Genomic DNA, 13,527 nt, shown 5'->3' with positions numbered 1-13,527 from the left:
CCATCATGCGGCGACTCTATTGTCGACCGCGAAGACAACACTGCTCCCGGCAAACGACCGCCTCGACGTCCAAACCGGGCTTGCATTTTGCCGCGCGATTAGACAACAGCCAGGGTCAGGTAGAGACTGTTCGGGGCATTTTTGGGTGGCCCGGTTCACCTCCTATAGCCGACATATCCGGGTGGCAATGGGAGGTGCAGGAGCGGACTCCACTAGCGAATGTATGAACGAACCCATTCAGAAGGGGCGATAACGGCTCACTTTGCGAGCAGTTCGGTCACGCCTGGATCACCGAACGAGAGGCGATCTTGCGAAGCGCGTTCCTTTATACGATCGGCCAAGGCAACGCTCAGGGACAGAATTGCGGTTAGCAGGATAGGTGCGAGGACGATAGACTTCCTCATCGTCATCTCCAACTCGGGGGAACTCTGCATCCCTTCTCCCCATGATGGGATGGTGCGCCACCGTCCACGTGATTAGAAATGCCGATAGTCTATGGTCGCAATGCTCTTGCCCTATGGCGCACCCCGCTTTATCAGAGGTTGCCGCAACCCTGATCAACCCTGCTGGAATTCTCGATCCAGTACACCTGCGCTTACCGCCGCATCGAAACGAGTGTACGGTTCGAGCAGCTGTCATACCGCTCTCCGTTAACGCCACTGCTTCTCCTCCAGCGTCCACCTGCTGCCAGGCAGCGACCCGTCCTTGATGAACGCGTCGACCACGTTCTGCAGCAGCCGCGACGCCGTGTTCTTGAAGTCCTTGACCGGCAGCGCCTGGCCAAAGGCAATCGAGCCGGTGCTGAACACAGCGCCGTTGTTGGGCGCCGTGAAGAAGGTGATGTCGCCGCGGATGCGGTAGTCGAGCGAGCCCACCAGCCCAGCATAGGCGTAGAGCAGCTCCTCGGTAACCAGGACGTAATTGTCGCTGTGGCCGCCTGAGGAGGCGATGATCTTGGTGTGCGGCGGCGTCCCAAGGTTCAGGTCGTAGCGGTCGAGCTCAACACCAGCCGCCCCACCATAGGCCAGGCCCACGTCGCCGATGATCTCGCCCTCGATGCCCTCTGTGATCCACGACACGGTGCGATGGAACGCGTCCGGCATCTTGCGGAACGGCTCTGCGGTCTCGAACCCCTCGGCGATGAAGCCGATACCGAGCAGTTTCTGCGGCGCGCGTCCGCGATTGCGCCAGAGGCCACTCTTCTCGCCGGTGGTCTGCAGATAATGCTCACCGGCGCGGGCCGCCCAGGCGCGCATACCAGAATCGAGCTTGCGCACCTCCATACAGGCCGGATCCTCCTCGTCGAATCCGACGCACCAGTAGTAGCCATTGCCGCCCATGTAGATCAGCCGCCCGCCCTGGGCGACGAAGTCCTCCTGCGCATCCAACATGCGCTCGGAGACATATTCAGGGTGGGTGCCGGTGACGACACACTTGTAGGGCTGCAATGCCGCCAAGCCTTCGCGATGTAGGTCCTCGTCCGTGATGAAGTCGACGGCATAGCCCATGTGATCCAGCCAGGCCACAATCGACAGGTCCGCCGGGAACTGCCAGGTGATGTTCATGCTGGAGATGCGGTATTTCGGCCGCATGTTGATGATTGGCCTGCGATACGAGCTGAAGCAGACGCCGGCACCATCCTCGAAGCTGTCGTAAGTGGAGAGGCCGAATTCACGGGTCTCGTAGGTTTCGATATCGACGTCCGACAACACCGGTGGCTGGCCGGTCATCGGCTGGATGATCTGTGCGTCGAAGCTCAGCTTCTCGTTCGCGTATGCGAGATAGCTCGCGGTCGGCACCAGAAAACAGAGCCGCGCTGAGGGCCGCGCCGGTCGGACGAAGAAGACGATGTATTCCTCGCCGATACCCTTGCCCGCACCGATGCGCAAGCGCATCGCATAAACTCCGCTCTTTAGGTCTGTTGGGATGACCATGCTATTGGTGACATCCCACCGGCAGTCAGTGACCGATTCCGGATGGAATTCGATGCCGCCGTATTCCTCAGGCGCAAGGCGGAAGCAGTCGTTCTTGCCCGACCAATTGTAGCCGGTCATGGCGCGTACGGGATGATTGACGCCGCGGGCGCTGAGCTTGTGCGGGCCAACGTCGATGACTATTCCAGAGATACCTTGGTCGGAATAACCCTTCGTGGTGTCCCAGTAGGCCGCGATGGTGTCCGACGGAGGCATGCCGCCGGATTTGATTGTGTCGAACTCTTCGCGCGTCAGGGGCCGGTTGCAAACACCCGGACGATCGACTTTGCCGAAATACATGTCGTTGACGAAATTGCCACGCAGCTCGTGATGATCGCGAGCGCCGGCAATCAGGAACGGCACGTCGGCACGATTACGCTGCTGGAATCGGAAGGTGGCTTGCACATGCGAGCTCAACGTCAGCGGCGCCACCTTGCCCAGCAGCGAATTGTACCGGTTGAGCACACCCTCCTGGTAGAGCGTGGCGACACCTGTCGTCGGATCGAAGCTGATCCCGACCAGGTACCACATCTTGCGCTGCAGCGGCAGCTCGGCAGTGATGTAGTCGACCTCCTTTCCGTCACCGACCCAGAACTCAAGATAGCCCTGGCGGTTAATACCCAGACAGTAGCCCTCGTTGGTGCAGGTATCCCAGCGGCCCATGATGGACTGCCGGTTCCCCTTCTTCGGCACCGAGGGCCAGATAAAGCAGAACATCGAAAGCGGGCCGTCGAGGCTCAGCTTGTTCTCCGGGTCGCGCACTTCGAGATACGAACCGACCTGGGTGAACTGCTTCTTCACCCGCCAGGTACCATTGATCGGGTTCGCGATCTCCTGCTCAAGGAAGCCGGGGCCCGCCGGGTGCTCGTCACCGTGGACCAGGCGGACCAGCTGCGCGGAGGCCGCCTCCTCACCGTCAGCATTGACATAAAATGAGATCTGCTCGCTCTGCTTGACCGAGATCTTATCCGCATAGCCAAAGATTTTCCTCTCAGCCATGATCAGCTCTCCAACAATTCTTTGATCTGTTTAATGAAGAGGCCGTGATAGGCCTCCTCGACAGTGTTGAAGGCAGCAACATCGGCCAGTTCCGGCGGCACCCCGCGGATGCGGGACAAGCGAATGATCCGGTATTTGTCGTCGTTCGTGTCTTTTTTCAGCGCATAGCGGTTGGCGGCGCTCCGTTGGAGGTGCATCAGGAGCCGAGCCAGCGGCTCGCTGTGCTGGCCGAGAGGCTGACGTCGATGTTCCTTGATCAATTCATCCGAAAGCACAGACTTCAGGTAGAGCCGCTGCATCCGGTTGAAACGGTCTTCGACCAGAACGTCGCGATCTTGCAGCGCAGTCGTCTCAGCTTCAAATGCTTCCATCCTCGTCATGATCTGCCTCTTAGGATTCCAGCAAGTCGTGAACACGACGCATGAACACGCCGTGATAGGCTTCTTCGATGGTGCCGTATTCCTTGTCCTCCACCACGCGCGGGGAGATGCCGCGGCGCCCAGCGACTGCAATGATTCGGTACAGCCCGTTCGGACCGAGGCGGTGAATTGCGTATTTGTCGTCCATGGGTGCGCGCCGGAAGTAGAGCAGCACGCGCTCCAGCGCTTCGCTGTGCTGGCCCAATGGCTTCGCCTTGTGCTCTTCAATGATCTCGTTGCAGATGAACCCCCTCAGGTAGTCGCGCTGGTTCTTATCGAAGCGCCGGAAGTAGAGCAGGTCCTTGTTATCAGTTTCGGTCGCCTCTTCCGGCAGCGCCTCGCCGCCCTTTTCCGTGCGGGTTGAGCGCCACTCACCGCGCTTCTTGTCGCGCCAGGCCCAGAACTGCCGCTTCATGCCATAGAGACCGTTGTTCAGGAACAGCACCACCGTCATCATGATGCCGCCAATGATGATGTGGCGGATCGGGCCAAGCTCGATCAGCACCTTGTCGAGGACTACGACGATGAGGGTACCGGCGACCGCTCCTTCAGCCTTGCCAATGCCACCGATCGTCAGCATCGCCAGTCCCAGGAGCACGGTGTCGAAGCCGAATATGGAGAAGGCAACGCCGCGGTAAAGCGCGGTATAGAACCCGCCAATCAGGCCGAGCGCGACCGAGGTCAAGAGGAAGATGGTAACGCGCGCCCGGCGGTAGTCAACGCCAGTCGCCTGAGCAAAGGCCTCCCGTTTTTCTGGCGCCATCTTCAGGATGCGACCGATGCGCTTGCCGCTGGTGAAGCGGAAGAGGAACAAGGCGGCGACCAGCAGACCGAATGCGCTGTAGTAAGAGACCAACGACTGGGCGTAGGGCGACCAGGCGTTGCTGATGAAGGAATCCGCACCGTAGAGCCCGCCGGACGCTGCGCCGAACTCTTTCGAGGTCGTAAAGTAGACCCGGCAGAGCTCGTTCAGTCCGAGGGTCAGTAGCGCGTAATAGAAGCCATCGAGCCGTAGCGCCGGGAGGGCGATGATTGCACCGAATGCGAGGCCAATCGCAGCACCGATTGGCGGCAGACACCACCATGGCAGCCCGAGCTTGATCGACATGTAGGATGTGATGAACGCCGCGACACCCACCACAGCATAGGTAGCGAGCGAAAAGATGCTCGCCGTTCCAACGATGAGTGTCCAACAGACGTTGATCGCGGCGAACACGCCGAAGATGACGCCGGCGGTCAGCAGTGTGTTCTCCAATCCGACTGGGAAGAACATCGGGGCCAGCACCAAAGCGAGCAAGCAGATCGCCCAATAGATGGGCCGGCGGTCGATAATCTCTTTCTCCGCCTTCAAGGTCTTGCGGTTGTACTGGCCTTTGATGTGGAGGAGGTTGCGGCGCGTCGGCCACCAACGCCAGCGCTGCCATAGACGCTCGCCGTTCGCTGGCCAGATGACGTAGTGCTTCAGCCGGCCAACCTTGTAGGTCTTGGCCTTGTACGCCGTGTTCTCACGCCAGATGCTGTTCGGATTGGGAACGCGTACGGTCAGAACTTCATGGTTCCCGCCCTTGCTGTCCCAGACGGCGAGTGGATTGCGCCAGACGTATGGCTCTCCAGTGATCTGACCTTGGATTGTATCCATCATTGTTCGCGCGCCTTGTCCAACAAGCCCGAGATCCCTCGTGGCCGAATGATTAGAATCGTGATGATGACCAGGAACTGGGTGATCAGGACGTACTGTCCACCGAGAAAGCGTGAGGTGAGCGCCTCGACAAAGCCGAGGATGACGGCGGCGATGACCGCGCCTTGCACACTGCCGAGTCCGCCGCAGAGCGCGATGCTGACTCCCTTGATGAGTGGCGTCAGGCCGCTGAAGGGTGCGATGTAGTAGGTCTGGGACAGCAGAATCGAAGCCAAACCGGCCATGGCGCCCGTGATCGCCATGACGTACAGTCCCGTGCTGCGGATTCCGATGCCCACGATCGAGGCAGCATGCGGGTTCATCATCATGGCTCGGATCTCCAGGCCCCGGCGGCTGGATTTCATCCAGACCAAGACCACAGCCAGCATCAGGATCGAGCAAGCCACGATGCCGATCTTGTCGGATGTCAGCACGATGTCGCCGAGCGACACCTTCCAAAAGCCGAACAACTCGGGCAGGGGTTTGGCACGCGGTCCGAACTGCCAGAGCAGGACCTGCGATCCAACTAGGCTGATCGCAAGCGTACCGGTCATGCCGCGAATAGTGAAGTTGGGTTTGTCATGCAACGGTATGAAAACCACGAGGCAGATGATGATGCCGCCCAACGCGCCTACCAGGATGCCCGCGGCCGCGACCATAAGAGGATTGCCGCCGGTCAGACCTGAAACCAGCCAAGCGCCGTACCCCGCGAAGGAGAAGACGAAGCCGTAGGCAAGATTTATCAGGCCGAGACTGGACCAGGTGATAGAGATGGCGACCGCGACCAAGCCGTAGATGCAGGCCACAACGAGGGCATTGGTGAGGATAAAGGTGATGTCCATCCGTCCTACTCCGCTCGCCCGATGTTAAGCGCGACGGAAGCCTCTCCCTTGAGCTTGCCGGCGTGCATCCCGATGACACGATCGACGCGGCCCTCGAGCAGCGCTACGTTCTGCTCGGCGATCATCATCGCCGATTCCCTGAGATCGATCTTCAGGAGGGCTTGCATGACCGCGATGCCGATCTTGGGTGCCAGTCCGAGGGACGGCTCGTCGGCGAGATAGAGCTTCGCCTCAGCCATCAGGCCGCGGCCGATCGACACCATGCGGCGCTCACCCCCGGAGAGCCGACCGACTGGAGTCTTCAGGTGCTTCCGCAGCGGATGAAAGAGGTCGAGGACCTCTTCTTTGCGCCGGGCACGATTTCTCCAGGACTCCCTGGTGAACGCACCGCTGTCGAGATGCTCCTCCACCGTCAGTCCGGTGAAGATCTCGTCACCTTGCGGCATGATTGCGAGGCCGAGCCGCACGATCTTGTGGGTGTAGCGGCCAGGCCCCTGGCTGCGCGTGCGCCCTATCTGTCGGCCGTCGAACATGATCGAGCCACGCTGCCAGCCAGTGAGGCCGGCAATTGCGTAGAACAGCGTCGTTTTGCCGTGACCGTTGAGCCCGACCAGGCCAACCCGTTCACCCTTCCGGATGACCAGGTCCAGATCGTGAATGACCCGAAGCGGCCCGTAGCCAGCGGAGAGACCAGATATGTTGAGGATCTCAGACATCGTCTCTAACCCGCGACGTGCTCGAAATACGCAGCCCGCACGGCCGGCGAGTTGACCACCTCGGAGAGTTCGCCCTGGGCGATCACCTCGCCGGCATCCATGACCATCACGCGATCGGCGATCGAATCCAGGAGCTCGATGCGATGCTCTACGATCAGCACCGCGATGTTCATCTCCTTCGACAGCACGCGCAGGATGCGGTCGATCTCGTCGATCTCGGAATTGATGAGGCCAGCCGCCGGCTCGTCCATGAGCAAGATCTTGGGTCTGCGCATCAGCAGGCAGGCCAGCAGCAGCTTGCGTCGTTCGAAGGTCTTCAACTGGGATGTCCGCTTGTCCTCGTCGTAGATGAAGTTCACGAGCGAAGCGCCGTATTCCGCGTCAAACCGCGTGAGATAGGGCTTGTAGGCCTGGCGCGCCGCCTTGAAGGTTTCGCCGATCGTCAACTCCTCCGGCACGACTGGTGTTTGATAGGTTCGTCCGATGCCAATCCGCGCCCGTTGGAACAGGCTTAGCTCATTGATGCGTCTGCCCTGAAAATGGACGGAGCCAGACTTCGGCACGTATCGGCCGGAGAGAATCTCGAGCAGACTGGTCTTGCCTGCACCGTTCGGCCCGATGATGCCGAGCACCTCGCCGGTCCGCAGCTCGCAGCTGATATCGGTCAGCACTTCCCTGCCGCCGAGGTCGAGCGACAGTCCCTTGCAGGCGAAGATTGGGGCGGAACCCTTGTCACCCATCTCTCGTGGAGCCTCACGTCAGAGTGCATGGTGCTGACATCGCGCAGAGGCGCGATGCATGTACCGACTAATCCTCTTGGGCAGTTCTCCAGGGAGGACCGCTTCGATGAAGCGGCCCTCCCTCATCGATTCATCACCACCAGGGCGCGGGGCGGAGCTTGGATTCGGCAATGGGACCCGGCCAGATGATCTTGTGCTGGGTGTCCTGCACCTGCACGTAAAGTTGGCTCATGCCTTTCTCCAGTTCGGCGGCCTGGTTGCCAAAGCCGTTATCCGGATAGTGCAACGCCTCCTGGTACTCGTTGCGCATGTCCATCATGCCGCAGACCCCGCGATAAGGATTCTCGCGGATCCACTTGACGCTGGCAGCAAAGTCCTCCGGATCCTCGGTTGCCTTCCAGGCGAGTTCCAGGTACTTCACGATGTCGTAGCCGTTTCCGGTGTAGACGAGACCCATGTTGCCCTCGTACTCCGGATATTTAGCGAGATACTTCTTGCGGAAGTCCTGTCCGATCTGGTCGCCATAGACGCCGAGCACGGTACTCCAGCAGAAGCCCTCGGTGGCCCTGCCGCCAAGCTCAAGGAATTCCGGTTGCGACGGGCCGTACTGCAGGTACACGAGAGCACCGGGTACCGGGTCAGCCTGGAATTGCTTGCAGAAAGCGGCATATTCCGCCGCCACCCAGTGGTCGATCATGATTGCGCCGGCATCGACTTCTTTCAGGCGCTGGATCACGGGGGACCAGTCGTTGACGGGGTATTGGATATCGGTGACCTCGGCGAGTTCGAAGCTGTACTTCGGGATCGCTTCCTTCGCAGCCTTCAGGATGGTCTGACAGTAGCCGACCTGCTCGGCGACGATGTGGATCTTGCGGTTCTTGGGCTTCCAGCCCTGCTCCTCCTCCATCTTGGTGAGCCAGAGCGGATAGGTCCATCCGTAGTTGACCTCGGAAGGATCGGTCTGCAGCACGTGGCTGTATTTCTCCGGATCAGCCTTGAAGGCCTCAGTCGCGTTCCGCTGCGTGTTGCCCTGCAGATAGGGACACTTGTATTTGGCCGATTCATCCATCGCGGGGATCGGCGCGAACAGGAACGAGTTGGAAATCGCGTACACCTTCTTGTCAATGCAGGCGGCGATCGCCTGCCGCGCGCTCTCCGGAGAAAGCTTGTCAACATCGGGCACGAAAAGTTCGAGCTTGCGGCCAAGAATTCCGCCGGCAGCGTTGATCTCCTCCTGCGCGAGCTTCGTGCCGTTCAGATGATCGGTGTCGTCGGCGACGCCATACGGTGTTGACAGCGAGGAGGGGACGCCGAGCAGGATCACGTCCGAGGCGCTCGCCCGGCGGACCCAAGGCGCTGCGATCAGTGCAGTGGCCGCCGCGCCACCAGCTGAAATGATCTTGACCGCCCGACGGCGGCTGATAGGCGAGCTTGTCATCGTCATCTCCCTGTTCTCGACCCGGGGCGGTTGCCTCGCGGTCCCCACTGAGCCTGCCCGTTAAAGCGCCATCCAAGCGCTTAGCGCCTACTTGATCGAAGCTAGATGATACACCAAATAGATATAGATGCAATGTCTAATCATGATATATACTTTTGTCTAGTATGAAGCTAGATGAAGCGTAATACCTGCACTGCGGAAAATCCCCGATTGCCATTGCGCGCTGTTTGGCCCATAGCAGCGAAAAGGCTTAGGAGCGGCGCGAGGAAGGCCAGCCGCAAGCGACCTGAGATCGACCGGAGTTTGCGTTAATGAAAATCTTGATCGCCGACGATCACTGGGTAGTCCGCGAGGCGCTGAAGCAGGTGACGATACAGCTCAGCGGCGGCTATGAGCCGATTGAAGCGATCAACCTGGACGAGGCGATGGCGGTTCTGGAGCGCAATCCGGATGTCGGCCTCATGTTGCTCGACCTCATCATGCCCGGGCTACACGGCTTCGAGGGGTTAAGGCAGCTGCGCCACAAACACCCTGATGTTCCGATCGTGGTGATCTCCGTGCACGACGACCAGGAGCATGTGCTGGAGGCGATCAAGCACGGCGTGATCGGCTACATCCCGAAGTCCGCCGGCCCCGAAGAGATCATCCGTTCGCTCACCCGCGTGCTGTCGGGCGAGGTGGCGTTTCCGCGGCATATCATCGAGCGCCCGAGTCCCGCGGCGCAGCCTGAGCCCGCCCCATCACCGGATGCCGCGAGAGGCGACCCGCGCCTAGATGTTTTGACTAGCCGAGAGCGCAATGTTCTGGCGCTGATCGGCAAAGGCATGCCTGTTTCCAAGATCGCCATCAAGCTCTCGATCAGTCCACAGACCGTGCGGGTGCATTTAGGCAATGCCATGAAGAAGCTCGATCTGAAGAACCGCGAAGAGACCATCCACTTCGCTGTCACGCACGAACGCAAGATCGGAACATGAGCGAACGCGCCCCCTTCGTGCCGGATGAGGTCGCGACCGCGCCTCGAAGCGACGCGCTGCTGCGCGAAAGTGTGGAGGCTCTCGGGCATGGGTTTGCGATGTGGTCTGCGGAGGGGGTGTTGGCGTTTTGCAATGAGGCCTTCCAGAACCAGTTCCCGGTCTCCGGGGGAAGGCTGAAGCGCGGAATCTCGATCCGTAACTTCCTGGAGCAGGTTGCGCGATCTGGCCTGTTGATGCTGCCCTACGCTGCGGAGACCTGGATCGCCGACGAACTCGCCAGTACGGAGGCGCGCCGCAGCAGCGAGTACACGTTCAGCGACGGGACGATCCACAGGATCGAGCGTTGGCGCCTGCAAAGCGGTGGCACGCTCATGCTCTCGCGCGAAATCACCACGGCGAAGAAGAACAAGCTGGCACTGATGAAGGCCCGCCACGATGCCGATGACGCAGTGCAGAACAAACTGCGTTTCCTGCGGGCCGCCAACCACGACCTCCGGCAGCCGCTGGCCTCGCTGAAGATCCAGATCTACAACTGTATGACCTGCGAGGATGAGGCTCAGCGCAATGAGATCCTGCACGCGATGGACGTCTCCGTATCCATCATGGAGGACATCCTCGGCGCGCTGCTGAATATCGGCCAACTCGATGCCGGCAAGATCGTCCCGAAGATCGCCAATTTCCAGCTCACCACCCTGTTCGAGCGACTCGAGGTGCAGTTTGCCCATCAGGCCCGCGAAAAGGGCCTCTCCTTCCGCTTGGTGCCGACGACCCTAACTGTGGTTAGCGACCGGGTTCTTCTCGAGCGGATCATCAGCAACTTCGTCTCTAACGCGATTCGCTATACGGAGACAGGAGGCGTTGTCGTTGGCTGCCGGCGCGATGGAAAGGACGCTCGCCTGGAGGTTTGGGACACAGGCAGTGGCTTCGACCCGAAGTACTCGCAAGCAATCTTCGAGGAATTCTTCCGCATCGCCGACGAGCAGACGAAGCACAAGCATAGCCTGGGCCTTGGCCTGAACATCGCGAAGCGACTTGCTGATATGCTCCATCATGAGATCAGGGTGCGCTCCGTGCCTGGTCGGGGCTCGGTGTTCTCGGTCAAGGTGCCGGTCGGCAACATCTGGCACAGCGATATCGGTGAGCCGGAGATCAACGAGCGGATCGGTGGCGAGTTCACCGGCCTCACCGTACTGGTTCTGGAAGACGACGAGAACCTGCGAGAGGCACTGACCACGTTGCTTCAGCGCTGGGGCATCGAGGTCCACAGCTTCAACACCTTCAACGATGTCGCCACCAGCTTCCGTGCGCTCGAGATCAAGCCCGACTTCATCATCACCGACTACCGGCTGCGAGGCGGCGTGGCCGGCACCGACGTGGTCCAGCAAGTACGCAATTGCCTCGGCACCGCGTGTCCCGCCGTGGTTGTGACCGCTGATACCAACCCCAGTCTAATCAAGCAGATCCGCAACAATGGCTTCCCTGTGCTGATCAAGCCGGTCAGCCCGCCCAGCCTCCGGGTCATGATGCACAACATCCTCTACGAGCCGGAACTGGTACAGGAACTCCGCCCGCCGGAGGCGCGCGACTAGAGCCATGTCAGAGGTGTTATGCCGTTGAGCGATGAATCCCCGGACACCGCCGACAACGTGCTGCCCGTCGGCAGCATGGTGCCCTTGAGCGGCCCCTCGGCGGCTGACGGCAGGGAATTCCGCAACGGCGTGATCCTGGCCGCAGAGGAACTCAACCAGGCGGGTGGCCTGCTCGGCAAGATGATCAATCCGGTCTTCGTCGATACCGGTCGTCAGACAGCCGACGAGGTGGTGCGTGCCGCGCGCACTCTGATCGAGAAACACCGGGTCCACGCCATCATCAACGGCTACAATATTGGCCCGCAGAACTCGGAATATGAGCCAATCGCTGATGCGGGCATCCTCTACATCCACCACAACACCCTGCTGCAGCACCATGACACAGTGATGAGCAACCCGGAGCGCTACTTTGGATGCTTCATGGGCGACCCAGCCGAGTACTGGTACGGTCAGGGCTTCATCAAGTTCCTGTCCTGGCTGCGCGACAGCCACCAATGGCGGCCGCGGAACAACCGCATCGCCGTCGTCTCCGGCGCCAAGCCCTACAGCATCGTCATCGCCAACGCCATGGTGAGCGCGGCAGCACAGTTCGGCTGGAACATCGTCTATGGCCCCAAGGTCGTTAAGTCGATGCAGACCGATTGGAATGCGATCCTGGACGAGATCCGCGGCCATGACCCCGCTGTGCTTGCCAATACCCAGTTCTATGCTGGCGATCTTGCGCATTTCCACCTGCAGTTCATGCAGGCACCGCTTCCCGTGCTGCTCTATCTGCAATACGGCGCCCTGCATCGAACGTTTCTCGACCTGGTCGGTGACAAGGGCAAAGGCGCCATCGTCGGGACTGTGATCGGTCTCCCGCGCGATGAGATGGGCGAGGAGTTCGCGAAGCGGTACTTCGACCGCTTTGGTCCCGATTCAACGCCTGAGGTGGGCTGCCAACCCTATACATCCCTGCACCACTATGCCTATGCCGTGGCGATGGCAGGGGGATCCGGCGGGCCCGGGGCCTTTTCGATCAACCGGCGCGTTGCCGCCAACCTGCAGAAGACCATCTATCGCAGCGTATCGGGCACCATTCGATATCATCCGCAGTGGCAGGCCGCGATCCCCTATCCCGACGTCGTGCACGATTCCTCGCTGGGCATTCCCCATCTCTTTTACCAGCTGCGCAAGGCCGATCAGCGCCATGCGTTGATCGCGCCGGAGCCCTATGCCGATACCCGCTTCGAGTTGCCGGAGTGGATCGAAAGATAACCTGCAATTCGAATATAGCATTTGGGCGACCCGTCGGCTGATCGATGCGATCACAGCCGCTGTGGGTCGTGGGCCGCCGAGCTGCCATGTCAGATGTATGTCGGCTTTACCATCGATTGCGGTCGTGCCCTTCATTGGCAAGTACTTCCGCGTTGTGCCATTAGGAGGCACCAGGCAATTTAGACGTCCGGATTTCGCGACATCCATCCACTTCGACCGGGGTGTTAAGTCGCAGCAGCCCCTACCGAGGACATGTAGTTGGCAAATCCAGTTGTGGAAGCGGTCGACACCACCGCACGATCGGCACCCGGTTGTGTTTGGGAGAATCTCATAGCCATAGCGTCGGCCGACGCGGAACCGAATAGGCAGGTGATGCTGATACAAATAGCCATCGTGTGTAGCCCTCGCGGCCCAGCCCCGCGGGGGGGATAGAATGAAAGACCTTTGCACTTCTTAACACGAAACAACACCGCGGCGACTGCAGTCTGGTACATGGTTGAGCTCTGTGAATTGAAGTTGACAACAAATGACCACCAGCCCGCCGGGACCGATTATACTTCCGCCGCTATTAGCTACCTATGTGGAAGCGACAAACAGCTTCGATCTCGACGGCCTACTCGCCACCTTTGCCGATGACGCGCTGGTCAATGATCAGCTTCGAGATCATTGGGGAAAGGCCGAGATCCGGGAGTGGGCAGAGCGCGACATCTTCGGCAAGAAGCTAACGCTGGATGTGACCGATGTCATCGAGCACTACGGCAACTTCGTCGTGACGGCCAAGGTTGATGGAAACTTCGATAAGCGAGGCCTGCCGAATCCCTTCGTTTTGGCGTTGTACTTCACCGTGAAAGAGAACAGGATTGTTCAGCTGATGATCCTGCCCAGCGGCGCGGATGTTTGAG

The 13,527-nt window shown here is 60.1% G+C and carries 11 protein-coding genes; 4 read left to right on the top strand and 7 right to left on the bottom strand.

The window, feature by feature from the left end:
- Nucleotides 1-650: 650 nt before the first annotated feature.
- From DTX69_RS14990 to DTX69_RS14960, 7 genes are all read right to left on the bottom strand, one after another.
- Entirely contained in the window at nt 651-2,972 is a 2,322-nt protein-coding gene (locus DTX69_RS14990) for a N,N-dimethylformamidase beta subunit family domain-containing protein (protein ID WP_119302332.1), read from the bottom strand.
- A gap of 2 nt (nt 2,973-2,974) precedes the next feature.
- On the bottom strand, nt 2,975-3,352 hold the full coding sequence (locus DTX69_RS14985; RefSeq protein ID WP_162917191.1) for a hypothetical protein: 378 nt from the start codon (nt 3,350-3,352) through the stop codon (nt 2,975-2,977).
- 10 nt (nt 3,353-3,362) lie between these two features.
- Complete coding sequence (locus tag DTX69_RS14980) at nt 3,363-5,033, bottom strand: branched-chain amino acid ABC transporter permease (RefSeq protein WP_284735789.1); 1,671 nt, start codon at nt 5,031-5,033, stop codon at nt 3,363-3,365.
- Nucleotides 5,030-5,911 carry a branched-chain amino acid ABC transporter permease gene (locus tag DTX69_RS14975; RefSeq protein ID WP_119302329.1) on the bottom strand — a complete coding sequence of 294 codons (882 nt, stop codon included), beginning with the start codon at nt 5,909-5,911 and terminating at the stop codon, nt 5,030-5,032. The genes DTX69_RS14980 and DTX69_RS14975 overlap by 4 nt, the downstream gene beginning before the upstream one ends.
- A 5-nt stretch (nt 5,912-5,916) precedes the next feature.
- Nucleotides 5,917-6,627 (bottom strand): ABC transporter ATP-binding protein, encoded by a 711-nt coding sequence (locus DTX69_RS14970; RefSeq protein ID WP_119302328.1) that lies wholly within the window; start codon nt 6,625-6,627, stop codon nt 5,917-5,919.
- Between the two features lie 5 nt (nt 6,628-6,632).
- Nucleotides 6,633-7,367: an ABC transporter ATP-binding protein gene (locus DTX69_RS14965; RefSeq protein WP_119302327.1), complete on the bottom strand. Its 735-nt coding sequence runs from the start codon at nt 7,365-7,367 to the stop codon at nt 6,633-6,635.
- A 133-nt stretch (nt 7,368-7,500) separates the two neighbouring features.
- Nucleotides 7,501-8,805 carry an ABC transporter substrate-binding protein gene (locus DTX69_RS14960; RefSeq protein ID WP_119302326.1) on the bottom strand — a complete coding sequence of 435 codons (1,305 nt, stop codon included), beginning with the start codon at nt 8,803-8,805 and terminating at the stop codon, nt 7,501-7,503.
- Nucleotides 8,806-9,125: 320 nt separating this feature from the next.
- Between DTX69_RS14960 and DTX69_RS14955 the strand changes: the two genes are divergently transcribed.
- The 4 genes from DTX69_RS14955 to DTX69_RS14940 all read left to right on the top strand — a co-directional run bounded on the left by DTX69_RS14955 (nt 9,126) and on the right by DTX69_RS14940 (nt 13,526).
- Entirely contained in the window at nt 9,126-9,779 is a 654-nt protein-coding gene (locus DTX69_RS14955; protein ID WP_284735788.1) for a response regulator, read from the top strand.
- Entirely contained in the window at nt 9,776-11,368 is a 1,593-nt protein-coding gene (locus DTX69_RS14950; RefSeq protein WP_119302324.1) for an ATP-binding response regulator, read from the top strand. Before DTX69_RS14955 ends, DTX69_RS14950 begins: the two co-directional genes overlap by 4 nt.
- Before the next feature lie 24 nt (nt 11,369-11,392).
- Nucleotides 11,393-12,625 (top strand): ABC transporter substrate-binding protein, encoded by a 1,233-nt coding sequence (locus tag DTX69_RS14945; RefSeq protein WP_284735787.1) that lies wholly within the window; start codon nt 11,393-11,395, stop codon nt 12,623-12,625.
- Nucleotides 12,626-13,151: 526 nt separating this feature from the next.
- The gene (locus DTX69_RS14940; RefSeq protein ID WP_119302323.1) at nt 13,152-13,526 is read left to right on the top strand and encodes a nuclear transport factor 2 family protein; all 375 of its coding nucleotides are present in this window, start codon (nt 13,152-13,154) and stop codon (nt 13,524-13,526) included.
- Nucleotide 13,527 lies beyond the last annotated feature (1 nt).

Origin of the sequence: Dongia deserti (assembly GCF_003574735.1) — a bacterium.
GTDB lineage: Bacteria > Pseudomonadota > Alphaproteobacteria > Dongiales > Dongiaceae > Dongia_A > Dongia_A deserti.
The sequence above is the reverse complement of the archived record's forward strand: the minus strand, read 5'-3'. Positions and strand labels throughout refer to the sequence as shown.